Source organism: Methylobacterium bullatum (assembly GCF_014845095.1).
In the GTDB taxonomy this organism is placed as follows: Bacteria; Pseudomonadota; Alphaproteobacteria; order Rhizobiales; family Beijerinckiaceae; genus Methylobacterium; species Methylobacterium bullatum.
Window position 1 is genome coordinate 1 of record NZ_NKUG01000070.1, and the last position, 23828, is coordinate 23828.

21 protein-coding genes and 1 tRNA gene are annotated in these 23828 nt (G+C 65.8%); 7 read left to right on the top strand and 15 right to left on the bottom strand.

What is annotated here, in order from left to right:
- The 4 genes from MBTS_RS10190 to MBTS_RS10205 all read left to right on the top strand — a co-directional run.
- A partial coding sequence (locus MBTS_RS10190; RefSeq protein ID WP_192215559.1) for an ATP-binding cassette domain-containing protein occupies nucleotides 1-1565 on the top strand: 1565 nt, incomplete at its 5' end.
- Between the two features lie 21 nt (nucleotides 1566-1586).
- Nucleotides 1587-2501 carry a polysaccharide deacetylase family protein gene (locus MBTS_RS10195; protein ID WP_192215560.1) on the top strand — a complete coding sequence of 305 codons (915 nt, stop codon included), beginning with the start codon at nucleotides 1587-1589 and terminating at the stop codon, nucleotides 2499-2501.
- Between the two features lie 121 nt (nucleotides 2502-2622).
- On the top strand, nucleotides 2623-2820 hold the full coding sequence (locus MBTS_RS10200; RefSeq protein ID WP_018042694.1) for a hypothetical protein: 198 nt from the start codon (nucleotides 2623-2625) through the stop codon (nucleotides 2818-2820).
- Between the two features lie 623 nt (nucleotides 2821-3443).
- The gene (locus MBTS_RS10205; RefSeq protein WP_192215561.1) at nucleotides 3444-3746 is read left to right on the top strand and encodes a hypothetical protein; all 303 of its coding nucleotides are present in this window, start codon (nucleotides 3444-3446) and stop codon (nucleotides 3744-3746) included.
- A 135-nt stretch (nucleotides 3747-3881) separates the two neighbouring features.
- Here MBTS_RS10205 and MBTS_RS10210 read toward each other — a convergent pair whose 3' ends face one another.
- From MBTS_RS10210 to MBTS_RS10240, 7 genes are all read right to left on the bottom strand, one after another.
- Nucleotides 3882-6989: an efflux RND transporter permease subunit gene (locus tag MBTS_RS10210; protein ID WP_192215562.1), complete on the bottom strand. Its 3108-nt coding sequence runs from the start codon at nucleotides 6987-6989 to the stop codon at nucleotides 3882-3884.
- Entirely contained in the window at nucleotides 6986-8071 is a 1086-nt protein-coding gene (locus MBTS_RS10215) for an efflux RND transporter periplasmic adaptor subunit (protein WP_192215563.1), read from the bottom strand. The genes MBTS_RS10210 and MBTS_RS10215 overlap by 4 nt, the downstream gene beginning before the upstream one ends.
- Nucleotides 8072-8461: 390 nt before the next feature.
- Nucleotides 8462-8725, bottom strand: coding sequence for a hypothetical protein (locus MBTS_RS10220; RefSeq protein ID WP_192215564.1), 264 nt, complete (start codon nucleotides 8723-8725; stop codon nucleotides 8462-8464).
- 90 nt (nucleotides 8726-8815) lie between these two features.
- A complete protein-coding gene (locus MBTS_RS10225) occupies nucleotides 8816-9085 on the bottom strand; it encodes a hypothetical protein (protein WP_056144755.1) in 270 nt (89 codons plus the stop codon).
- 337 nt (nucleotides 9086-9422) lie between these two features.
- The gene (locus MBTS_RS10230) at nucleotides 9423-9869 is read right to left on the bottom strand and encodes a hypothetical protein (RefSeq protein WP_192215565.1); all 447 of its coding nucleotides are present in this window, start codon (nucleotides 9867-9869) and stop codon (nucleotides 9423-9425) included.
- 158 nt (nucleotides 9870-10027) lie between these two features.
- Entirely contained in the window at nucleotides 10028-10615 is a 588-nt protein-coding gene (locus tag MBTS_RS10235; protein ID WP_192215566.1) for a metallophosphoesterase, read from the bottom strand.
- Between the two features lie 330 nt (nucleotides 10616-10945).
- Entirely contained in the window at nucleotides 10946-11869 is a 924-nt protein-coding gene (locus MBTS_RS10240) for a LysR family transcriptional regulator (RefSeq protein ID WP_192215567.1), read from the bottom strand.
- A 99-nt stretch (nucleotides 11870-11968) separates the two neighbouring features.
- On the opposite strand from MBTS_RS10240, the gene MBTS_RS10245 reads away from it, so the two are divergent.
- Nucleotides 11969-13012 (top strand): zinc-dependent alcohol dehydrogenase family protein, encoded by a 1044-nt coding sequence (locus MBTS_RS10245; RefSeq protein WP_147833271.1) that lies wholly within the window; start codon nucleotides 11969-11971, stop codon nucleotides 13010-13012.
- Between the two features lie 95 nt (nucleotides 13013-13107).
- On the opposite strand, the gene MBTS_RS10250 is transcribed toward MBTS_RS10245, so the two are convergent.
- A tRNA-Ser gene (locus MBTS_RS10250) sits at nucleotides 13108-13197 on the bottom strand.
- 458 nt (nucleotides 13198-13655) lie between these two features.
- Between MBTS_RS10250 and flhA the strand changes: the two genes are divergently transcribed.
- The gene (gene flhA / locus MBTS_RS10255) at nucleotides 13656-15773 is read left to right on the top strand and encodes a flagellar biosynthesis protein FlhA (protein ID WP_238253871.1); all 2118 of its coding nucleotides are present in this window, start codon (nucleotides 13656-13658) and stop codon (nucleotides 15771-15773) included.
- Between the two features lie 464 nt (nucleotides 15774-16237).
- Here the strand turns inward: flhA and MBTS_RS10260 are convergent, their stop codons facing one another.
- The 3 genes from MBTS_RS10260 to fliI form a co-directional block, all read right to left on the bottom strand.
- Complete coding sequence (locus MBTS_RS10260) at nucleotides 16238-17293, bottom strand: lysylphosphatidylglycerol synthase domain-containing protein (protein WP_056144318.1); 1056 nt, start codon at nucleotides 17291-17293, stop codon at nucleotides 16238-16240.
- Between the two features lie 141 nt (nucleotides 17294-17434).
- On the bottom strand, nucleotides 17435-17842 hold the full coding sequence (gene fliJ / locus MBTS_RS10265; protein ID WP_018042684.1) for a flagellar export protein FliJ: 408 nt from the start codon (nucleotides 17840-17842) through the stop codon (nucleotides 17435-17437).
- A gap of 83 nt (nucleotides 17843-17925) precedes the next feature.
- Nucleotides 17926-19281, bottom strand: a complete 1356-nt coding sequence (gene fliI / locus MBTS_RS10270) for a flagellar protein export ATPase FliI (RefSeq protein WP_147828975.1) — start codon at nucleotides 19279-19281, stop codon at nucleotides 17926-17928.
- 419 nt (nucleotides 19282-19700) lie between these two features.
- Here fliI and ctrA point away from each other — a divergent pair, with 419 nt between their 5' ends.
- Nucleotides 19701-20402, top strand: a complete 702-nt coding sequence (ctrA, locus tag MBTS_RS10275; RefSeq protein ID WP_018042682.1) for a response regulator transcription factor CtrA — start codon at nucleotides 19701-19703, stop codon at nucleotides 20400-20402.
- A gap of 404 nt (nucleotides 20403-20806) precedes the next feature.
- Here ctrA and MBTS_RS10280 read toward each other — a convergent pair whose 3' ends face one another.
- The 4 genes from MBTS_RS10280 to MBTS_RS10295 form a co-directional block, all read right to left on the bottom strand.
- Nucleotides 20807-21682 (bottom strand): CheR family methyltransferase, encoded by an 876-nt coding sequence (locus MBTS_RS10280; protein ID WP_147828977.1) that lies wholly within the window; start codon nucleotides 21680-21682, stop codon nucleotides 20807-20809.
- The gene (cheB, locus tag MBTS_RS10285; RefSeq protein ID WP_018042679.1) at nucleotides 21679-22848 is read right to left on the bottom strand and encodes a chemotaxis-specific protein-glutamate methyltransferase CheB; all 1170 of its coding nucleotides are present in this window, start codon (nucleotides 22846-22848) and stop codon (nucleotides 21679-21681) included. Before cheB ends, MBTS_RS10280 begins: the two co-directional genes overlap by 4 nt.
- A gap of 80 nt (nucleotides 22849-22928) precedes the next feature.
- Entirely contained in the window at nucleotides 22929-23312 is a 384-nt protein-coding gene (locus MBTS_RS10290; RefSeq protein WP_018042678.1) for a response regulator, read from the bottom strand.
- A 23-nt stretch (nucleotides 23313-23335) separates the two neighbouring features.
- Nucleotides 23336-23824, bottom strand: coding sequence for a chemotaxis protein CheW (locus MBTS_RS10295; RefSeq protein WP_026175731.1), 489 nt, complete (start codon nucleotides 23822-23824; stop codon nucleotides 23336-23338).
- Nucleotides 23825-23828 lie beyond the last annotated feature (4 nt).

A 23828-nucleotide genomic window follows, 5' to 3' on the forward strand; every position in this document is an offset into this window, starting at 1 on the left:
GCAGCCTCGCGAGGCTGCTGCCGCGCCGCCTCACCGGAACTGCGTCCGGAACCGGCGGCGACGTCGCGTCCTATCTGGCCCAGCCACAGCCCGAGGCGCTCGCGGTGGAGGGGATCGGCATCAGCTTCGGCGGCATCAAGGCGGCGCAGGACGTCTCGGTGACGGCCGCCCCCGGAGCCGTCACCAGCATCATCGGCCCGAACGGGGCCGGCAAGACCACCGTGCTCAACATGGTCTCGGGTTTCTACCGGCCCGGTGCCGGGGCGATCCGACTCGCGGGTCGGGATCTGGCCGGACTGTCCGCCCACCGCATCGCCCGCGCCGGAATCGCGCGGACCTACCAGACCACGCGGCTGTTCGGCTCACTGTCTGTCATCGACAACGTGACCCTCGCCATCGCCCCCGGACGCCTGTTCAGGGCGGGCGCAGGAAGCGACGTCGATGCTGCCACCGCGCTCCTCGCCTTCGTCGGCTATACCGGGGGCCTCCACCGGCCCGCCGCCGAACTGCCGCATGTGGACCGCCGCCTCGTGGAGATCGCGCGCGCTCTGGCGGGCCGACCGCGCGTCCTCCTTCTCGACGAGCCGGCGGCGGGCCTCACCCGCGCCGATACCGACCGCCTGGGCAGCCTCCTGCGTCGGATCGCGGAGTGCGGAATCGTGGTGGTCCTCGTCGAACACGACATGCCCCTCGTCATGGGCATCTCGGATCATATCCTCGTCATGGATGCAGGACGACCCATCGCGCTGGGGGATGCCGCCACGGTACGGGCGGATCCCGCCGTTCTGCGGGCCTATCTCGGAGGCGCCGACACCCCTGCCCGGCCGCGTCCGTCCCCATGGACGGGCCCCGCCGACGCGGTCCTTTCGGCCCTCGACCTGACGGCAGGCTACGGTGCCGCTCCGGTCCTCGACCGCCTCTCCCTCGATGTCCGGCCCGGTGAGACCGTGGCGCTCCTCGGGGCGAACGGGGCCGGCAAATCCACCGCCATGCGCGCGCTCAGTGGCCTGCTGCGTCCGGTGGACGGATCCGTCATCCTGGAGAACCGCTCCGTTGCCGGCCTGCCGGCCCATGCCATCGCCCGCCTCGGCCTCGCCCTCGTGCCAGAGGGCCGGCAGGTCTTTCCGGAGCTGTCGGTCGTGGAGAACCTGCGCCTCGGCGCGCATGGACGGAAGACCGCCATCGATCCCAGCGAGGTGGAGGCCTTGCTCGACCGGTTCCCCCGCCTGCGCGACCGGGCGACGAGCCGGGCCGGTCTGCTGTCCGGCGGAGAGCAGCAGATGCTCGCCATCGCGCGCGGGATGATGGCGCATCCGCGCATTCTCCTCCTCGACGAACCCTCCCTCGGGCTTGCGCCGTCCATGATCAACGCCCTCTACGCCGTGGTGGCGGAGTTGCGCGACCAGGGCGTCACCATCCTCATCGTCGATCAGATGGCCGCACTGGCCTTGACCGTTGCGGATCGCGGCTACGTCCTGGAGCAGGGCCGCGTCGTCGCCACCGGATCGGCGGCCGAGCTCTCCGCCGATGAAGGTCTCGCCGCCGCCTATCTCGGCGCTGCGTGACAATCTGAGCCTATGAGACAGATGAAGGAGCGCGACGCTTTGACGGACGCAGGTAACGACCATGGCCGCTATGCCTACAGCGCCCTGCCCGACCGCCCGGTCTACGATTGGCCGGGGGGCAAGCGCCTCGCCGTCTACGTGGCGCTCAATCTCGAGACCTTCGATTTCGGATCGGGCCTCGGCGCAGAGCTGGCTCCCGGCGGCCCTCAGCCCGACGTGCTGAACTACACCTGGCGCGATTGGGGCAATCGCGTCGGTGCCTTTCGGATGAAGGCCCTCTTCGACGAGTTACGCCTTCCCGCCAGCGTGCTGGTCAACAGCCGGCTCTACGAGGATTGTCCCGGCCTGATCGAGGCCTTCCGGGCGCGGGGCGACGAGATCGTCGGGCATGGCCGCACCAATGCCGAGCGCCAGGGCAACCTCGAAGAGGAAGCCGAGCGAGCACTCATCGCCGAGGCCACCGCCACCCTGACGCGGGAGGAAGGCAAGCCCCCCGCCGGATGGCTCGGCCCCTGGATCTCGCAATCACGCGTCACGCCCGATCTCCTGGCGGAGGCGGGCTACCGGTATCTCCTCGACTGGGCGCATGACGACCAGCCGGTCTGGTTCGCCACCCGCGACGGCGGTCGCATCCTCTCCGTGCCGTATCCACAGGAACTCAACGACATCCCCGCCATCGTCGCGAGGAAGGACTCCGCCCGGGACTTCGCCGCCATGATCGTCGACGCGTTCGACGAGATGCTGGTGCAGTCGCGGGAGGCGCCCCTCGTCATGGGGATCGCTCTGCATCCCTACATCGTCGGCCAGCCGCACCGGCTGCGGCCGCTCCGGGAGGCGCTCGCCCATATCGCCTCTCATCGCGACGAGATCTGGCTCACCACCGCCGGAGGTATCGCAGGCCACGTGATGGCGAGCGCGGTACCCGATCCGCGATAGGGCGGACGCCACGGGGCAATCGACCGGGACGACGAGATTGGCCACTCCGTCCGTAATTCGCCGGTCAGAGATGCGGTATAAAAGGGTGGAAGGCGCCGGAACCTTGCGCCATATAGGGGACATGACCGAAACATCGACATACCCCTACACCCTGGAAATCCTCAGCCCCCGCACCGAGGGCGCGACCTATCAGTGGGCCATTCGCAAAGGCGGCAAGCTCGTCCAGCGCTCGGATCGCAGCCTGACCAGCGAGGCCAAGGCCCGCGAGAACGGACTCGCCCAGATCGAGAAGCTTCTTTCCGGCTTCGGCGAGCGGTAAGTTCGTCGTCCTTCGATCACGGTTGCATGAGCGGCGGTTGACCCATCAACGCGGCAATGCCGTGAATCACGCGCGCTTCGAAGAAGCCCCCGTCGGGAATGCCCGGCGGGGGCTTCTTTCGTTTCCATCGTGACACGGACGCCCTCGAACGGTCGGTCCGTGTCATCAGCCAGGATATCGCGCGGTCTGTCGGAACATCGCTGTCGGTGAAACCTCGGCAACTTGAGGCGGCAAGCTACTTCGGAATCTTTTCTGGCATATTATATCCCAGTGGTGCATTCCTGAGTTCGATTGCTGGGAGGCCGTTTCATGGCAAAGCCGATACAACCCGATCGTCCGATCTGGCCCCAACTTCCGGACAGGCCCGGCGACGTCGATCCGGTTTCCGAAGATCAGACTCCGTCGAGCGAGCCCGCGCCGAGCCTGCCGCAAGCCGATCGCATATCCGCCGACCCGGCAGAGGGTAGCGAGCCTGTGCGCCTGCGTTGAGCGCCGAAGTCATTCCCGGTGAGAGCCACGAGTCGCAGGCCAGCACGAGACGGATCCGCTGCGAAGCTTGAAACCTCTCGTCGGCCGCGTTGGTTGACGTCCCAGAGATCCACTCGGGAACTTTGGAACATTTGATGACGAAGAACGCCGCGTTACTCGCCAGTGTGTTGTTGACCGCCTCGTCACCTGCCTTTGCGCAGTCGGCGGGTCCCGCCGAGATCAAACAGCCGGGTCCGGCGCGCATGACCTCGCCGGGCACGTCGGATGTGCCGGTGGTCAAGCCGGGCGGCATCGATAACAGCGGTCCGGGTTCCATCGGGACCGAAGCCTATGGCTCCACCGGCGCGGAAAGCCGCTCGAACAATTCGGGGGCCGCGGGCAACGCCAACAAGCCGGAAGTCGCGATCCCGAACACCGGCGGTGGTGGCGGTCGATAGTCGGAAGACGATGGACGACCGACCGGCCCGCGTGAGGGGGGCACAATCGCGGGCCGGTCGATGTACCGCGCATTCATGGCCTGAACGCGCGATCCCTGGAATGCCCGGTGGAGCCGGGCGCGAACGACGTCCTGCTCAGGACGCCGCCGGGTGAGCCATCGCGGCTTCGCCGGGCGATGCCCGTTCTCCCGCCGGCTCCCGCTTCACGCGGAACCAGAGGGCGTAGAGGGCCGGGAGAAACAGCAGGGTCAGCAAGGTGCCCACTCCGACACCGCCGATGAGGACGTAGGCCAGCGCTCCCCAAAACACCGAGTGGGTGAGCGGGATGAAGGCGAGCATGGCGGCGGCGGCGGTCAGGATGACCGGGCGGGCGCGTCGCACGGTCGATTCGACGATGGCCTCGTAATCCGACAGCCCCGACGCCCGGTCATGGTGGATCTGATCCACCAGGATCAGTGTGTTGCGCATCAGGATGCCCGACAGGGCGATGAGGCCGAGGATCGCGTTGAACCCGAACGGCTGATGGAAGATCAGCAGGGTCGGCGCGGCGCCCACGAGGCCCAGCGGCGCGGTGGCGAACACCATGAACATGGTGGCGAAGGAGCGCACCTGGATCATGATGACCGTGAGCGTCACGATCAACATGATCGGGAACACCGCCACGAGCGACATCATCGCCTTCGCGCTTTCCTCCACGGCGCCCGCCGTGTCGATGCGGTAGCCCGGTGGAAGCTTGGCCTTGATCGGTTCCAGCAGGGGGAAGATCTGGGCGTGGATGTCCGGCGGCTGTTTCCCGTCGAGGACGTCGCCCTGAACCCGGATGTAGCTTTCCCGGTTGTAGCGCTTCAGCACCGCATCCTCGCTGCGGCTCTCGAGCCGCGCGACCTGGGAGAGCGGTACCTGGCGCCCGTCCTTCGTCGCGAGGGTGAGGTCCCCGACTTCGCCGAGCGAGCGCCGTTCCGGGCCGGGGCTGCGTAGCAGTACATCGACCGAGCGCAGGTTCTCTCGCACCTGGGTCGCCGGCATGCCGTTGAGGTAGCTCTGCAATTGCTGGCCGGCTTCCTTCGGTGTCAGGCCGATCAGGCGCAGTCGCTCCTGGTCGAGAGCGAGGTGCAGGTTGGGGGTCTTGTCGCCCCAGTCGAGATGGACCATCCGCATGTTCGGGTTGGCCGCCATGACGTCGCTGACCTCGGCGGCGATGCCCCGGATCACGTCGAGATTCGGCCCGACCACCCGGAAGGCCACGGGGAAGCGGATCGGTGGCCCGAAGACGATCTGCAGGACCCGCACCCGTGCCTCGGGAAAGCGCCCCTCGTCGACGAGTTTGCGGACCTTGGTCCGCAGGGCGTCGCGCGCCGCCGCGTCGGCGGTCTGCACCACGATCTGCGCGAAGGCAGGATCGGGTAGCTCGGGATCGAAGGACAGGACGAAGCGCGGCATGCCCTGGCCGACATAGCTCGTGATCTCACCGGCTTCCGGCAACTCGCGCAGGGCGGTTTCCAGCCGCGTCACGCTGGCCTCGGTGGTGGCGAAGGCCGAGCCCGCCGGCAGGGTCACCTCGACGATGAGTTCGGCGCGCTCCGAGTTCGGGAAGAACTGCTGCTCCACCTTGCCCATGGCCACCACCGCGCCCGCGAACAGGGCCACGGTGATGCCGGCCGCCATCCATTTGTGGTCGACGGACATCCGCACGAGGCGGCGCAGGCGCTGGTAGTTCCTGGTGGCGTAGATCGCGTCGTGGCCGCCTTCCACCCGCTTGATGTTCGGCAGGAGCTTGACCCCGAGATAGGGCGTGAAGGTCACGGCCACGATCCAGGAGATGATCAGCGAGAAGGCCACCACCCAGAAGATGTTGCCGGCATATTCGCCGGCCGTGGACGCAGCGAAGCCCACGGGGAGGAAGCCCGCGATGGTGACGAGGGTGCCCGTCAGCATCGGCGCGGCGGTGGCGCTCCAGGCATAGGTCGCCGCCTCGATCCGGTCGGCGCCCTCCTCCATGCGCACGACCATCATCTCGATGGCGATGATCGCGTCGTCGACGAGGAGGCCGAGCGAAATGATGAGGGCGCCCAGGGTGATGCGGTCGAAGTCGCGACCGGTGATCATCATCACCACGAACACCGCCGACAGGGTGAGCGGCACGGCCAGCGCCACCACGATACCGACCCGGAAGCCGAGCGCGGCGAGGCTGACCACGATCACCACCCCCAGGGCGGTGAAGAACTTGACCATGAACTCGTGGATGGCCTCGTCGATGACCTTGGCCTGGTCGGTGATCTTCGTGAACGAGATGCCGACGGGCGTTTCATGATGGATCGCGATCTCCTCGGCATTGAGCGCCGCACCGAGATTCAGCCCGTTGAAGCCGGGCTTCATCACCAGGCCGAGCATCAGCGCGGGCTCGCCGTCGTTGCGGATGGCGAAGGTCTTCGGATCCTCGTAGCCGCGCTTCACCTCGGCGATGTCGCCGAGCTTGAAGCTGCGATCGCCCGCCGCGACGGGCAGGTTGCGGAGGGCATCGAGCCCATCGATGGCGCCGTCGAGTCGGAGATAGACGCGCGGTCCCCCCGCCTCGACGAATCCGGCCGGGGTCACGTCGTTCTGGTTGGCGAGAGCCGCCAGCAATTGCTGGCCGGTGATGCCGAGCGTGGCGAGACGCTGGTAGGAGATCTCGACGAAGATCTTCTGGGCCTGCTCGCCGAGGATGTTGATCTTCTCGACGCCGGGTATGCGCAACAGGCGCTGGCGAAGGTCCTCCGCCCGCATCACCAATTGCCGGTGCGGCAGATCCTTGGCCTGGAGTGCGTAGAGAGCGAAGTAGATGTCGGAGAATTCGTCGTTGAACAGCGGCCCCAGCACGCCGCGCGGCAGGCTGGAGGCCTGGTCGGAGAGCTTCTTGCGCGCCTGATAGAACTCCGCCTGGAGCTTGGCCGGAGGCATGTTGTCCTTGAACAGCACCTTCATCAGCATGAGCCCGGGCCGGACCGTGGTCTCGACGCGGTCGTAGTAGACGAGCTCCTGCAGGCGCTTCTCCAGCGGATCGGCGACCTGGCGCTGCATCTCGTCGGTGGTGGCGCCGGGCCATGCGGCCGAAACCACCATGACCTTCACGGTGAAGGCGGGGTCCTCGGCCCGACCGAGCTTCTCGAAGGCGAAGAAGCCGGCGCCGGTGAGCGCGATCAGCAGGAACAGCGTGACCGCCCGCTCCCGGACGGCGAGCGCGGAGAGATTGAAGCCGCTCACGGTGCCACTCCGGTCGTAGCGAGGGGAGAGACCCGGACTTTCTGCCCGGCCTTGAGGAGATGCGCCCCGAGGGCCACGATTCGGTCGCCGGGATGCAGGCCGGAGACGATGTCGGCGTTCTCCTCGGCCATGCGGGCGACGGCGACGGATTGGGCCGTGACGGTCTGGGTCTCCGCGTCGTAGCGCCAGACCGACGCGCCCTGGCCCTGGTCGAACAGGGCGCCGAGCGGCACCGCCACCGCCGCCGCCCGTGCGGCGTCGGTGGATTTGAGTTGGAGCGTCACCGTGGCGCCCAGTGGTGCGGTCTCGCCGCCGCCCGAGAGAATGTAGCGCGCCCTGTAGGTCCGGGTCGCGGCATCCGCCGTGGCGGAGAGCTCACGCAGCCGCGCCGGATAGGTCACCTCGCCCTCGGCATAGAGGATGGCCGAGGCCTCGCCCTGCGCGGCGTGCCGGCTCCCCTCGGGCAGGAACACCTCGGCCTCGCGGGCGCCGTCGCGCGCCAGCTTCACCACGGTCTGCCCGGCGGCGACAACCTGGCCCGGTTCGGAGGGCACCTCCATCACGACGCCGTCGGCATCCGCCTGCAACTCGGAGTACCCGGCCTGATTGGCGATCTGGCTCGCCTGCGCCTCGGCATTGGCGAATTGCGCGATGGCGGAATCGGCCGCACCCTTGTTCTGATCGTAGGTCTGTTTCGAGGTCCAACCGTCGGAGACGAGCTTGCGGCTGCGCTCCTCATCGGCCTTCGCCTTGATCATCTGTGCGCGAGCCGCCTCCACCGAGGCACGGGCTGCATTGAGCGCCAGGCTGAAGTCGGTCCGGTCCAAGCGCATCAGCGGCTGGCCCCGCGTCACCCGATCCCCCGGGTCGACGAGCCGTTCGAAGATCTTGCCGCCGACGCGAAAGCCGAGATTGCTCTCGGTCCGAGCCCGGATGACGCCGGTATAGCGCGCGATCCCTCCGCCACCCCGCGCGACCTCGACGGTCTGGACCAGGGGCGGTTGAGGCGACACGGCGGTCTCACCGGGCGAGCAGGCGGCCAGGGCAAGACCGACAATCCCGAGGGCAATCCTCGCATCCATCACGCATTCCCCCGGCAACCGCACCATCATTAAGATGATGATCGTAATATATTCGGGCGTGGGTCAGCGTCAAGGGTGTGGCGAGAGGATGCTGTGGCCATGCAGGCGGCCGGGATGGCGAGGGCACGACCGTGACGGTGCGCGGCCGGCGGCATCACCGTCGCCGCCCCGCTCTTCGAAGCGAAAGCGGCGGCCGAGGAAGATCAGACAAATCGGGAAGCTTCGGCCAAAGCGGCGCAGCCGTGGTACGCCCGCTGCGATCGTATTCCGATCACCATGTTCCGAGCGCCGAGCGATCGATCAGGAGCGGCAGCGAGGCACCGGGACACGTGCTGATGCCCGGCAGCGACGCATATTCGCTGGGACGTCGGTCGCGGCGCCGGGAAAGGCTCATTCCCGCAGGGGGCGAGCTTCGAGGATAGCCGCCAGAATGAAGGGACGCTTCATCAGCGGACCGGTATTCCCGCGGTTGACGAAGTCGTTCGCGCCGGGATGTCGTCGCACGGCTTTACCGAGATCGAGCCGGTAGCCCTCCCTGAAGACGAACGGGGGCGCCATGGAATTCGAGAGGTAAGTTTCAACGGCAGCCGCCACCTCCTCCTGGGAGATGAGGTTCAGTTTGCAAAGGGCGGCTGTCGTCAGCTTCTCGGTCATTCGGAACGGTAAGACTGCGGGGCAATCCCCGCAACCGTCCCGCCGTCGCGCCGTACCGAAGAAGACGGGTGAGCGTATGGCGCCGCCGTCTTAGCGGTCGCGACGCTCCCGAACGGTGCCACGCTCTTCACGCCGCTCCATCCGCTCCTCGCGCCGATCCGGATCGACACCGAGCACGCCCCCGACGGTGCCCGTCGCGGCCCCGACCGCACCGCCGACCACCCCACCGACGGGACCGGCCGCGCGATTGCCATCCTCGATCCCGCGTTCGGCGCCCCGTACCGTCCCCTGGGCCTGTGCCGATGCGGTCAAGGCGAGGGGCGAAAGAAGGACGGCCGCAGCGATAATGGCATGTTTCATGAGGGTCTCCTCGACTGATGGATCGAACGGGAGGCTCACTTGGGCGAGCCTACCCTGCGTGATCGAACAACGGTCGAAAGACGGATTGGTCGCAAGCGTGACCCTAAGAGACACACTGGAGCGTCAACTAGAGCTGCGCCCGACCACGTTGGGTCGGGGCACATCTCTAGGCTTTTGTTTTGCCGCGCTCTTTTTCGCCGAACCGGCATCCACTTCGGCGTAGAGCGCTCTAGGGCGTTCCATCAGGGCAGGTTGGAGATAACGGAGCGGCACCGGGCCAGGGAGGCACGTCGAAGGACGAAGCTCCTTGGACGCCAACTCGCTGTTCCAATCAAACCTATGGCTTGACCGCAGCCTTCTTGGACGGCTCTGCGTGTTTGATGCTGCCTGTCTCGGAGACTCGATCCCGCGCCTGATCGAGGCGCTTCTTCGAGGCGACAAGCTCGCGCTGTGAGCCGGCAAGCTGCCCCTTGGCTGCGTCGCGCGCGGCAGCAGCTTGTTGAAGTTCCTCTCGCGCAGAGGCGAGCTTGCCTTGCCACTCACGCAGGAGATCGTTGTTTGCCTGTTCCAACTCTTTTTGGCGGTTGACCGCCCCGTCGCGATCCGCCCGCAGAAGGCCGACCTGATCGGTGAGATCGCGGTATGCCGAAGCCTTGTTCGCGAAGGCTCCCCATCCTGCAAAAGCGTAGACCGCCAGAATCAAGTTCAACGCGACAGTACGTGTCGGCGTCCAAGCAAACAGCACCGCAAGTTTCCAGCGCAGAAGTTCAAGCAGGCGAGGCATGGACCGTTTGTCTCCCACCGCAACTGGGCGGACCCCCTGGTCCGAACGGCTGACCGATGAATGTCGAGAGAATGCCCGTGCAGCGTTAATGCTTGCTTACGACGAGCAAGAGTGAGTCGCTCCTGAATGTATCACGAGGTCGCCGTCGACGACCGCCGCTATGAACGAGAGTGTCGATCAATCGCCGCGTCGCTATTACCGTCCCGCTGGAGTTCTTCCGGCAGGACGAGCGCAAGGTTCTGGCGGGCAATCAGATCGGTGACGCCGACAGGCCGGTAGGCCCAGGCATCCACGCCGACATCGCATGAAAAGCGGGTATCGGGCAGCGATCCATGGGTGTGGCCATAGAGGTGCCGCGTCCCGCGCCACAAACCCGGCCAAGCCCGATGGGCGTAGTGAGCAAGGAACAGTCGCCATTCCTTGCCGGCGGCATCGCTGACGGTGATCCGCGCACTCTCCTGCGGCGGCTTTACCCATGCCAGTTCGAGGACCCGATTGGTGTCGTGATTGCCGCGGATCAGCCGCTTTCGCCCCCTCAAGGCAAAAAAGATCTCCGCACAGCGAGCCCGGCTGGCGCCGGCCGCGAAATCGCCGAGATGCCAGACTTCGTCGTCGTCGCCGACGACCTCGTTCCAGCTTTTGATCAAAGCCGCGTCATGATCATCGAGCGACTCGAACGCAACTCCCCGCTGACGCAGAATGTGGGAGTCTCCAAAGTGTGTGTCGGCTGTGAAGAAGGTGGCCATGCGACTCCCACGGCGCCGGGTGCCTCGAGCGGTCGCCTGCCATTCAAACGCTTCCACTTTGCGGGGGATCGGCACTCCGGCAGAAAAGTCGCGTTGATGAAAACGCTGATATGCACTCCCATCGCTCGGCCTCGCAGCGCGGCGAAGTCCAGCGGGATGCAGCTTTCGCCGACACGGGCCGATACGAATTGCTGGGTGAATTCGCAGCTCGCCGGCCGTTGGGCCAAATTTCCGAACGACTGCAGTGCCTTGGCTGGGTCAAATGGCGGCCCGCGCGAGATGATGTCGAGTACTATGGCTACACGATAGCACTCTTAAAGCCGCCCTTTCTCACGAGACGGTCACTTGGGTAGGCTTGAGCGCCTCCACGAGCGCATCCACCACCACCCGCACCTTCGGCGCAAGGTCCCGCGAGCGCGGCCAAAGCGCGGTGATGGGACCATCCTCCGCGGGGGTTGAAATCGGCACCACTTCAAGCCGCCCGCTGTGGAGATCGTCCGCCGCAAGCCAGGTCGAGAGATAGGCGACGCCAAGCCCTTTCACGGTCGCGTCCCGCAAGGCCTCGCCATGGCTGATGGTGTGGCGCGGTTGGATGATGACCAGCTTGACCGTTCCGTCCGAGCCGCAAACTGCCCATGGCAGCGGGCGGCCATCTTTGGCGAAAGCGAGGCAGTCGTGTTTGACGAGTTCCTCGACGACGGTCGGGCGCCCGCGCCGGTCCAGATAAGCCGGCGCGGCGCAGATGATCGAGCGCTGCGTACCAATGCGCCGCCCAATCAGGCTGGCATGATCTCCGGGATCGCCAAGCCGCACCGCAAGGTCGAACCCTTCCTCGACGAGATCGACCTGGCGGTCAGTGAATGAGATATCGAGATTGAGATCCGGGTTGCCATCCGCGACCTCCGCGAGCACGGGCATAACGCACAACCGGCCAAACGAAATCGGCAGGTTGATCCGCAAGGTTCCTGATACGACGCGCGTTCGCGAGGCCAGCAGCGCCTCCGCTGTGTTCAGTTCCTCGAGGACCTTGAGGCAGCTCTGGTAATAAGCCTGCCCTTCGGCCGTCAGGTTCAGGCTGCGCGTCGTGCGGTCCAGCAACCGGATGCCAAGACGCTCTTCGAGGCGGGCGACACTCTTGCCGGTCGCGGATTTAGACACGCCCATGCGGGCGGCGGCGGCCGTAAAGCTGCCGGTTTCCACCGCATGCACAAAGGCGGAAATGCCTTGAAGATGGGAATGGATGTTCAGGCTCATTAATTGGAGATCAAACGGAGGAAGTGTCCGGAAAATACATCGCAACCCAGTCCATATGATTGTCAATAAGATCCTTGCTTATCACCTGAGGGATCGACCATGAGCGAGACAATGAAGCGATGGCAGTTGCCGTCATTCGGACTGAAGAACTTGGAACTGGGCGAGGCGCCAGTCCCTACGCCGACGAGCAACGAGGTGCTGATCCGGGTTGCGGCGGTCTCGCTCAATTATCGGGACAAGCTGGTGGTCGAAGGCGAGTTACTGCCCGACAGGCCTGCCATGCCGTTCGTTCCCGTTTCGGACATGGCGGGCGAGGTCGTGGCGATCGGCGCGGATGTGTCACGCTTCAAGGCCGGCGACAGGGTCCTCGGAAACTTCTGGACACAATGGATCGACGGCGAGCCGCCACGGGAGATGACTCGGCACGGCCTGTCGCTAGGCGGACCGCTTCCGGGCATGCTGTCCGAATATGTGACGCTTCATGAGGATATTGCTGTGAAGGCACCCGCATCCTTGACGGACGAGGAGGCTGCCACCTTGCCGGTTGCGGCGGTGACGGCATGGTTCGCTCTGATCGAGACAGGTCATCTGAAAGCGAGCGAAACCGTGCTGGTACAGGGCACTGGCGGCGTCGCCCTATTCGGCCTTCAATTCGCCCAAGCTTTCGGAGCCCGCGTGATCGTCACCTCGCGGAGCACGGAAAAGCTTGAACGCGCGAAGGCGCTCGGCGCTTTCGGCGTGATCGACACGCGTGCGAACCCGGACTGGTCCGTTTCTGCGCTGGACCTGACGGACGGGCGCGGTGCCGATCATGTGCTCGAGCTGATCGGCGGCGACAATATCGGTCAGTCGGCAGCTGCACTGGCGAACGGCGGGCGCATCGCCCAGATCGGCTTCATGAAGGGATCGGAGATCGTGGTGTCGGCGGTTCCCATGATGCTGAAGCGGGCCATCATCCAGGGCATTTCAGTCGGCCACAGGAGGGCATTCGAGGACATGAACCGCGCCATCGACGAACGCGGCATCAAGCCGGTGATCGACAGGGTCTACGCTTATGAGGATGTGCGAGCGGCGTTCGATCATCTAGAACGTGGGCCGTTCGGTAAGGTGGTCATTCGGTTCAAGAGTGAAATTGGAAGCTGATTCTCGGCTTCGCCTTGCCGTTGGCGTGCGGTAATCGTCGATGTTTGCGTAGCTGTGTCGCAAAATATCGCGCCCCAGCGCGTAATCGGCGGGGCTGGCGGAGGGAGCGGGATTCGAACCCGCGATACCGTTTCCGGTATACACACTTTCCAGGCGTGCGCCTTCAACCACTCGGCCACCCCTCCAGTCTCTCACATCGTTGCCAGCTTTTGCAGCGGCGGCGATGAGCGAGTGGCGTGCTGTACAAGCCGAGTTCCCCCCGTGCAAGGGACCAGCGTACCGATCCGGTGAGGAAACATGCGATTTTCCGGCTGCCGCCGGGTGCCTGTGTCCCATCGGCACCGGGGCGGTCGCGACTGAGGGCGGAGATTGCGTCACCGCTTGAGGATCACGCTGGCCGAGCGCGATGCGTCGAAGGATGCCACGGACAGGTGCGATACCGCCTGCTCGGGGGATCAGACCCGGTATCACCAGGGATCCTCCCGGATCGGGAACGGCGCGAGCGAGACCGAGTTTTATTGACCTCCACCCTGCCTCGTTAACTCTTCGCTAACCCTGAGCCCGGCAATTCTTGCCGGGTCCACGTGGGACGTGAAGGGTGTCGAGAATGAGCGAGGCGGGCTCCGCCGCGTCGGGTCCGGGGATGAGCGTCTCGCAATTCGCGAGCTTCGCGATCCCGAACCGTACCAACCTGACCGCGCTTTCGAAGCGCACGGACCTGTTCTTCGCCACCGCCGTGATGGGCATCCTCACGGTGCTCATCTTCCCGCTGCCCGCGTTCCTGCTCGACCTGCTGCTCGCCGTCTCGATCATCATCTCGGTGCTGATCATGATGACGGGGCTGTTCATCGACAACCCGCTCGAATTCACCGTCTTCCCGACCCTTCTCCTCGTCGCGACCCTTCTGCGGCTGGCCCTGAACCTCGCTTCGACGCGGCTCATCCTCGGCCATGGCCACGAGGGGACGGCGGCGGCGGGCCACGTCATCGAAGCCTTCGGCAACTTCGTGATGGGCGGCAACTTCGTCATCGGTATCATCGTGTTCGCGATCCTCATCATCGTGAACTTCGTCGTCATCACCAAGGGTTCGGGCCGTATCGCGGAAGTCGCCGCCCGCTTCACCCTCGACGCCATGCCCGGCAAGCAGATGGCGATCGATGCCGACCTCTCGGCCGGCCTCATCGACGAGAAGGTGGCGAAGGCCCGACGCGCCGCGCTGGAGGAAGAATCCTCCTTCTTCGGCGCCATGGATGGTGCCTCGAAATTCGTGCGCGGAGATGCCATCGCCGCGCTGCTCATCACCTTCATCAACGTGATCGGCGGCATCATCATCGGCGTCGCCCAGCAGGGCATGCCCTTCGGCGCGGCCGCGAAGTCCTACACGCTGCTCACCATCGGCGACGGCCTCGCGAGCCAGGTGCCGGCCCTCATCGTCTCGACGGCGGCGGGCATCCTCGTCTCCAAGGCGGGTGTGAAGGGCTCGGCCGACAAGGCGCTGGGCAAGCAGCTCGCCAACTACCCGAAGGCGCTCGGCATGTCGTCGGGCGTGATGGTGCTGCTCTCGTTCCTGCCGGGCATGCCGATGCTGCCCTTCCTCGCCCTCGCGGGGGCCTCGGGCTACGCCGCATGGCACTTCGCCAAGATCGCCCGCGAGGCCCCTCCCCTCGATTCCGATGGTGCGCCGATGGACGCCACCGCGGTGGCCGCCGCCCAGGCCGCCAAGGAGGAGACGGTGACCGATCTCCTCAAGCTCGACGACCTCAAGCTCGAAATGGGCTACGCGCTCCTCGCCCTCGTCAACGGACAGGAGGGCCAGGACCGCCTGACGGACCAGATCAAGGCCCTGCGCCGCCAGCTCGCGGCGGAACTCGGCTTCGTCATGCCCTCGGTCCGCATCCTCGACAACGTCCAGCTCGATTCCAACGCCTACGTGGTGCGGGTGAAGGAGATCGAAGCCGGCACGGGGCAGATCTTCCCCGGCCAGTTCATGGCCATGGACCCGATGGGCGGACAGGTGCAGCTGCCCGGCCAGCACATGCTCGAGCCGACCTTCGGCCTGCCCGCCACGTGGATCGACGCCTCCCTGCGCGATCAGGCGCAGCTCAAGGGCTACACCGTGGTGGATGCGGCGACGGTGGTCTCGACCCATCTCACCGAGATCATCAAGGCGCATGTCTCGGAACTGCTGAATCACGTGGAGGTCCAGAAGCTCCTGAAGGAACTCTCGAAGGACCATGCCGACCTTCTCAAGGAGGTGGTGCCCTCGCAGATCGGCACCACGGGTATCCAGCGCGTGCTGCAGTTCCTGCTGGCCGAGCGGGTCTCGATCCGCGACCTCGGCTCCATCGTCGAGGGCATCGCCGAAGTGGCGGGCCATGTGAAGAATCCGCGCGACATCGTCGAGCATGTCCGTGCCCGCCTCGGCCGTCAGATCTGCGCGCAGTACCAGGGCCATGACGGCATGCTGCCGATCATCACCCTGTCACCGGCCTGGGAGCAGGCCTTCCTCGAATCCATCGCGGGCGAGCGCGACGAGCGCTACCTCGCCATGCAGCCGTCCAAACTCTCGGAATTCGTCAACACGGTGCGCGACCGCTTCGAACAGGCAGCACGCATGGGCGAGATGCCGGTCCTCGTCACCTCGGCTCAGGCCCGGCCTTTCGTGCGTTCCATCATCGAGCGCTTCCGCCGTGAGACGGCGGTGATGAGCCAGGCGGAAATCCACCCGCGCGCCCGGCTGCGGACGGTGGGTTCGGTCTGAGGCCGAGATCCGGATTTACCGTGAGCGTCTGCCTGCCGCCGAGTCCGGAGACAGACCCTCCGGACCGGCCCTGAGGCTATAGCGTCGAACTGGCCGAACCCTTGCTCGGTTCCTGGCGGAACTGCCGCCGGACCCGAAGTGAGATGTGTCTGTGAGCGGGGACCTGTCCGCCCGACCGTATCGCGGCGGACGGGCCTCGAGCCGCTTGGCCTCGGCGCTCGGCTTTCACGTGACGTGGTGTGGAGCCGTTTGAGGGACTGTTTCTTTCGTTCTCGCAGCGCTCCACCTCATCCTGAAGCGCCGCCTTGCGGCCTCGAAGGAGACTTCCGGAGATCGCGCTACGACGACCACCGCAGGTCTCCTTGGAGGCCTTCCCTGCGCTTCGGCACCTCAGGATGAGGTGGTCTGATTGGATGATGGACCTTCGTGAGAGTACCCGCTGAGACATCCGATCGAGCGGAGGCTCAGAGCGGCTTCTTCTCCAGCTTCTTCTTGATCCTGGTCGGATCGAGACCGGGCGCGACGACCGGCGGTGCTGGCACGGCCGAGGCCTGCGGCGCTCTGGCGAGGTCGGCGAGGCGTGAGCGCTCGTAGAGCAGGACGACCACCACCGAAATCAGCGCCGGGATCCAGAAATAGAACACCCGGAACACGATGACGGCCGCGATGATCGCATCCTTCTGTCCGGGATCGGTGATCTGCATCGCCGTGATGAAGACCAATTCGAAGACGCCGAGCCCGCCCGGTGCGTTCGAGACCAAAGCGACGGAGAACGAGGCGAGGAAGATCGCGATGACGGCGATGGGGCCGGGATTCACTGCTTCCGGCAGGGCGAAATATAGGATGCCGGCCGCGCCGAGCAGTTCGAGCGGTGCCGCTAGAAGCTGGCGCCCCATGATCGCCGGGCGCGGATATTCGAGCTTGAACTTGCGGATGTGGAGCGGCGGGAGGCGCAGGATCGACCCGGCGACGTAGAGCGCGACGAAGGCGAGAAGGCCGATGCCGACGATGAGCGCGGTCTTCGGGTCGGTGAGAAAACCGGGCAGGATCCCCTTGAGCCGCGAGAGCAGCTGCGGTTCGATCACCAGGACGACGCCACCGAGCAGGATCGTCCCGAGGAAGAAGGTGAACGAGCACAAAGCCACCAGCACCGCCACCTGGGCGGCCGAGAGGCCCTTGGCCGTGTAGGCTCGGTACCTCACCAGGGCGCCCGAGAAGACCGAGGCGCCGATATTGTGGGAGAGCGCGTAGGTCGTGAACGAGCACACCGCTACGAAGAACCACGAGATTCCGCGCACGCCGAGATGCAGCAGCGCGATCCGGTCGTACCAGGCGAGGGCCGCATAGGCGACGAGGGTCGAGAGCCCCGCCAGGGCCATGCGATGGGGCGGGATGGCGACGATGGCCCCCCATACCGCCGCCATCGATGTGGTCTTCAGCTCTTGGTAGAGAAAGTAGCCGGAGATCGCGATCGCCAGGATGCCGATGAGCGGCCAGGCGAAATCCTTGATTGTCTTCATTGCGAACCGGTCATGCCCCCACAGCCCAGACTACCTGCACGACCGCGCTGAGCATCGCAAGCGAGACGGCCGGCTAAGGCATTCCCCGGACAGATGTCATGTGAACATGACGACTTCGTGCCGCCCGCGCCGACGGATCGCTCAAGCGCGAATGCGGGAGAGGCCGATGCCGTCCATGGCGGCCTGGTCGCGGGCCGCTTCTGCGACGCGTTCGGCCGTGCGCTCGCGATCCTCGAGGATCTCGATCTTCTTGAGCTCCTCGAACGCCTCGCCGAGTTCGGCCTTGGCATCGGTGAGCTGGCTCTCGAGGGCGAGCGCGGATTGGCGCATGTTGTCCCGGCGCGTCGCGGCGGCGCGGGCGTAGGTGGGATAGGCGAAATGGCCGGTATCGGTGATGCCGGCGCGGCCTTCCTCGTAGGCGACCTCGCGGTCGAGTTCGGATGCCATCCGGTTGAAATCGGCCATCATCATCTCGATTTGCGTCACCCGCCGACGCTTCTCGTCGACCTGGAAGCGGCGCAGCCGGATCAACGTGTCACGCGATTTCATATTGAGGGTCCCATTCCACGCCACGCACGAAAGGCCGGTGCTGTCGGCGCCTGAAGCGAATGAGATGACGTTCCGAACGTCACTCAGGCGCTACCGACGATCGCTGCCAACCGTTGATAACCCTCGCCTATCGAGGTTGCTTCTTCCTTACTCTGACCCAGAAAAGCCTCGATACTTGGCATCAACGCCACCGCCTCGTCGACTTCCGCCGACGCGCCGGCCCTGTAGGCACCGAGCCGGATCAGCTCTTCCATGTCGGCATAGGTGGACAGGATGCGCCTCGCGCGTCTCACGGTGGGCAGATGGACGGGATCGCAGGACCGAGGCATCGTCCGGGAGACCGAGCGCAGCACGTTGATGGCGGGGTAGCGTCCCCGCTCGGCGATGCCGCGCTCCATGACGATATGGCCGTCGAGGATGCCGCGCACCGCGTCGGCCACCGGTTCGTTGTGGTCGTCGCCCTCAACCAGCACCGTGAAGAGTCCCGAGATCGCGCCCTGCCCCGTTCCGGGGCCGGCGCGCTCGAGCAGGCGCGGCAACTCGCTGAAGACCGTCGGCGTGTAGCCCTTGGCGGTCGGCGGCTCGCCCGCGGCGAGGCCGATATCGCGTTGGGCCATGGCGAATCGGGTGATCGAATCGATCATGCACAGAACCTGCGCGCCCTGATCGCGAAAATACTCGGCTATGGCCAGGGTGACGTAGGCGGCGTTCCGCCGCATGAGCGCCGGCTCGTCCGACGTCGCCACCACCACCACGGACCGGGCGAGGCCGGCGGGGCCGAGATCGTCCTGCAGGAACTCCTGCACCTCGCGCCCGCGCTCGCCCACGAGGCCGATCACCGCCACGTCCGCCGCCGTGTAGCGCGCCAGCATGGACAGGAGGACGGATTTGCCGACGCCGGAGCCGGCGAAGATGCCCATGCGCTGGCCGGCGCACATGGTGATGAAGGTGTTGATGCAGCGGATGCCCAGATCCAGGGGCGGGCCGACCCTGCGCCGGGCATGGGCCGGTGGCGGGTCCGCGCGCAGGGGGTAGATGGCCGGCCCGGGTGGCAGCGGGCCGAGACCGTCCACGGGTCGACCGAGGGCGTCGATGGTTCGCCCGAGCCAGCCGGCGGACGGGCGAATCGCGCCGGCGGCCTCGTCGCGCACCATCGCCGGACATCCGCGACGGACGCCCTCGAGGGATCCGAACGGCATCGCCAGTGCCCGGTCGCCTTGAAAACCGATGATCTCGCAGGGAACGGCGCCCGTGGCGTTCTCAACCATGATGTCGAGGCGCCCTCCGAGGCGCATGGCGCCCACCGGCCCTGCGACCTCGACCAGCAGCCCCTTGATGGCGACCACGCGACCATAGGTCTCCAGCGTCTCGATTCCGGCCAGGGCGGCCTGGGCCGAGGCCAGATTGAGTGTGGAGGAAACCCGGGGTCGCACGGTCATCTGCGCTTCTCGCAACGTTTCGTTTACCTCCCTCCTTAACACTGCGTATATCGGGCACGAAGCGGTCCGTCGTCATTGGGTGGCGGATGCCTTTCGGTACCGGTCACGATGTGCCGCTTGGGAGTGTCTCTTGAGTTACATGTGACGACAAAGGCAAATCGATCAAGTGCTTAGCGGAATGTTTTGATGTAATGCATCTGCCGGCTCCTCACCTCGCGGGGCCAAATGACCGATCGGCGGCAGCATCATTTCTCAAGACATTCAAATCTGTGCTTGCCACCGAGAATCAGGTTTTGTTAACGATTAACCATTAGCGTTTCACGTCTATGACGAGGGAGCGTCCGCCACGGGCCGGTGGTGGACGAACGGCGGGGGCTTGCCCGAACGCTGAATACGGCCGGCTGGGCTGGGGACCGACGATGCGGGTACTTCTGATCGAAGACGACAGCGCGACCGCGCAGAGCATCGAACTGATGCTCAAGTCGGAGAGCTTCAACACCTACACGACGGATCTCGGCGAGGAAGGAATCGACCTCGGCAAGCTCTACGACTACGATATCATCCTTCTCGACCTGAACCTTCCCGACATGTCGGGCTACGAGGTGCTGCGCAACCTGCGCGTGGCGAAGGTCAAGACGCCGATCCTGATCCTCTCCGGCATGGCCGGCATCGAGGACAAGGTGAAGGGCCTCGGCTTCGGAGCCGATGACTACCTCACCAAACCTTTCCATAAGGATGAGCTGGTCGCTCGCATTCACGCGATCGTCCGCCGCTCGAAGGGCCACGCCCAGTCGGTCATCACCACCGGTGATCTGATCGTGAATCTCGATCAGAAGACCGTCGAGGTGACCGGCAGCCGGGTCCATCTCACCGGCAAAGAATATCAGATGCTGGAGCTTCTCTCGCTGCGGAAGGGCACGACCCTGACGAAGGAGATGTTCCTCAACCACCTCTATGGCGGCATGGACGAGCCTGAGCTGAAGATCATCGACGTCTTCATCTGCAAGCTGCGCAAGAAGCTCGCCAACGCCTCCTCCGGCAAGAACTACATCGAGACCGTCTGGGGACGCGGCTACGTGCTGCGCGAGCCCAACGAAGGCGAAGAGCGCATCGCCGTCTGATCCTCCTCGCTTCGGAACTCGAAAAAGGCCTCGCGGGAGCGGGGCTTTTTTGTTGGGCGATGGCCAAACGAAGCGGGACATCGATCTCTGTGCGACGACACGCGGCGCGAGGACGCCCAGTGGCGTAGTGACCCCAACCCATATGTCAGGGGCGAGTGAGGTGTCAGAGGTGGTGAGGTTCGGCGGACGTATGCGGCTTCGCAGTCCCGTGGACGGACCTCGACGACTCAGGCTCGTCGACAAATGGTATGAGCGGGATTCGCGCAAGCGGGCACTGGTTTGGAGCCAGAGGTCCGGCCCCTCTTGAAAGGGCCAGACGAGAGGCGAGCGTTGTCGCGCCGATACGAATTTGCTCGGACGCTCTCTCCTGCGTCCCGGACCGGCCGGCAACGGCCGGCCGGCGATTACAGCCCGACCACTTTCCGCAGCGGAAGCGGCGGCTGCGTGGTCAGGCCCGGCCGTGCGGCGCTTGGCGCCTGGCCGTAGAGCCCGCGATGCTGCGGGTGCGGTACGAGCCGGTCGGTGAGACCGATGACCGTCTCGGCGGCGCCCAGAAGGACGACGCCGTCCGGGGTCAGGCTGGAACTGAGACGTCCCAAGACGTCGCCCTTCGTCGGCGCGTCGAAATAGATCAGCACGTTGCGGCAATAGATGATGTCGAACGTCCCGAGCGAATCGAATGGATGCAGCAGGTTCAGGGGGCGGAAATCCACCATCTGGCGCAGGCTCGCGGAGATCCGCCATTGCTCGCCCACCTGCTCGAAATGCTTCAGCAGGGATTGCACCGGCAGGCCACGCTGGACCTCGAAATGGCTGTAGAGGCCGGCCTTGGCCTTCTCCAGCACCTCGGTGGACAGGTCGGTGGCAACGATGTCCACCTGCCATCCGGCGAGGCGCGGCGCCGCGTCCTGGATCAGCATGGCCAGGGAATACGGCTCCTGGCCCGTGGAGGACGCCGCGCACCAGATCCGCAGGCGGCGCTGGGCCGCACGGCGGACCAGGGCTTCCGGCAGCAGCACGTCCCGGAACAGGTCGAAGGGGACGCGGTCGCGGAAGAAGAAGGTCTCGTTCGTGGTCATCGCCTCGACCACCGCGCGTTCCAGGCTCTGGTCGCGTGATGCCTTCAGCATGGTGACGAGATCGTGGAGGGTCGCGAGATTGAAGCGGCGGCAAACCGGCGTGAGCCGGCTTTCGATGAGGTAGCGCTTCTCGGCGCTGAGGGCGAGGCCCGAGCGCATCTTGAGGTAGCCGCGCAGGAAGTCGAACTCGAGGTCGGTCATGCGCCATGCCCCGTCAGGAGGTTGCGGAGTGCCGATCCGAGCTCACCGAGCGGCAGGACGGCCTGGGCGAGGCCCGCCTTTGCGACGCTGCCGGGCATGCCCCAGACGGTGCTGGTCGCCTCGTCCTGGGCGAGCACGGGCGCACCGGCATCCGTGAGGGAGCGCGCGCCGTTGGTCCCGTCCGATCCCATTCCGGTGAGGATCACGGCGAGGGCCGCCGCGCCGTAGAGGGCGGCAGCATCGTGGAACAGCACGTCCACCGCGGGCCGGCAGAAATTCACGACCGGTCCGTCGTCGAGCCGGATCGAGAGGTCGTTCCGGCTTCCCTGCAGGCCCATATGGCGGCCCCCCGGCGCCACGTAGATGCGGCCCGGCTGGATACGCTCGTCGGGCTTCCCTTCCGCGGCCGGCAGGCCGACTCTGGCACCGAGATGTTCGGCGAAGACTGCCGTGAAGACCGGGGGCATGTGCTGGACGATCAGCACCGGGAACTGGCGCAGGGTGGCGCTGCCGATCTTCTCCAGTACTTCGCCGACCGCGCGCGGGCCGCCCGTGGAGGAACCGATGAGGAGGCAGCGCGGCGGGATCCCGGTGCGGGCCTTCGGGCGTAGGACGAACGGCGTCGCCGGTCGTTGAGCCGGCGCCGGGGCGATGTGGACCGCTCCCACCGCAGCCGGAGCCGCATGCGGTCGTCGCCGGGCACGGGCGGCTCCGAACACGCGGACTCGCTCGATCAGTTCGACGCGGAACGTGTCCGAGGTGGTGACGCCGCGATTGCTCTCCGGCTTCGCGAGGTAGTCGACGGCGCCGAGGGCGAGACATCGCAGGGAGATGTCGGCGTTGCGCGTCGTCAGCGTCGACATCATGACGACCTGGACGCCCGGGCTCTTGGCGAGAATCAGAGGCAGGGCCTGCGTCCCGTCGAGTTCCGGCATGTCGATGTCGAGGAGCACCACGTCGGGATCGGTGCGCGCCATGGAGTCCAGTGCGATCCGGCCGTTGGAGGCGGTCGCCACCACCTCGAATCCCGCCTCGCCGATCCATCGGGCGACGAGGCCGCGAACGACAGCCGAATCGTCGGCGATCATGACGCGCACACGAGCGGCGTTGTTCGCGGTGCCTCCCGCGGAGGGAGCGAAGACTGGAACGGAGGCGGCAGCGGCCATGGAACTCTACGCTTCGTCGTGATGACGGGGATGATTCAGCGACGATCCTGCGAGACCAGAGACCCACGCCGCCTTCCGTGTCAGGCGGCGTCGGCCTCCTGGCCGAAACCCACCTGTTCGAGCTTGGCCGTGACGATGTCGCGGTCGAAGGGCTTCATGATGTACTCGTCGGCGCCGGCATGCAGGGCCCTGGCGATGGCGCCGACGTCGTTCTCCGTGGTGCAGAACAAAACCTTCGGCACCATCCCGCCGGGGGTCTGGCGCAGGGCACGGAGGAACTCGTAGCCGTCCATGGTCGGCATGTTCCAGTCGAGCAGGATCACGTCGGGCATCGCTTCGATGCAGGCCGTGAGGGCCTTGGCGCCGTCCTCGGCTTCACCGACCTTGAAATTCATGGTCTCGAGGATGCGCCGCGCGACCTTCCGGATGACGGCGGAATCGTCGACGACGAGACAGTTTTTCATGGGGCTGTCCTCGATCTCGAAGGTCAGGCGGCGCCAGCGATGTCGCGCTGCGTTCCGAAGGCGAGAAGCGCATCGACATCGAGGATGACGAGGAGCCGGCCATCGAGGCGGTGCACACCGAGGGAGAGATTCCGCCAGCGGGAATCGAGGTTGATCGGCACCGGCTCGTGCGTGTCGCCTCCCAGCTTCAGCACCTCGCCGACACCGTCGACCACGAGGGCGAAGGTTTCTCCGCCCTGCTCGAGCCCGATCGCCATCTTCTGGCTATCGTCGGCACGATCCGGGAGACCGAGACGGCGGCGCAGGCAAAGGGCCGTGACCACGCGTCCGCGCAGGTTGAGAAGACCGACGATCTCCGGCGGAGCCAGCGGTACGGGCGTCACCCCGGCGGGGATGAAGACGTCGTGAACCCGGTCGATGGCGAGGCCGAACATGGTGTCGGCGACGAAGACCGTGATGAAGTCGGTGATGGCGCCGTTCTCGACGCCCTTGTTGCTGTTGGCGGCCTGCATCATG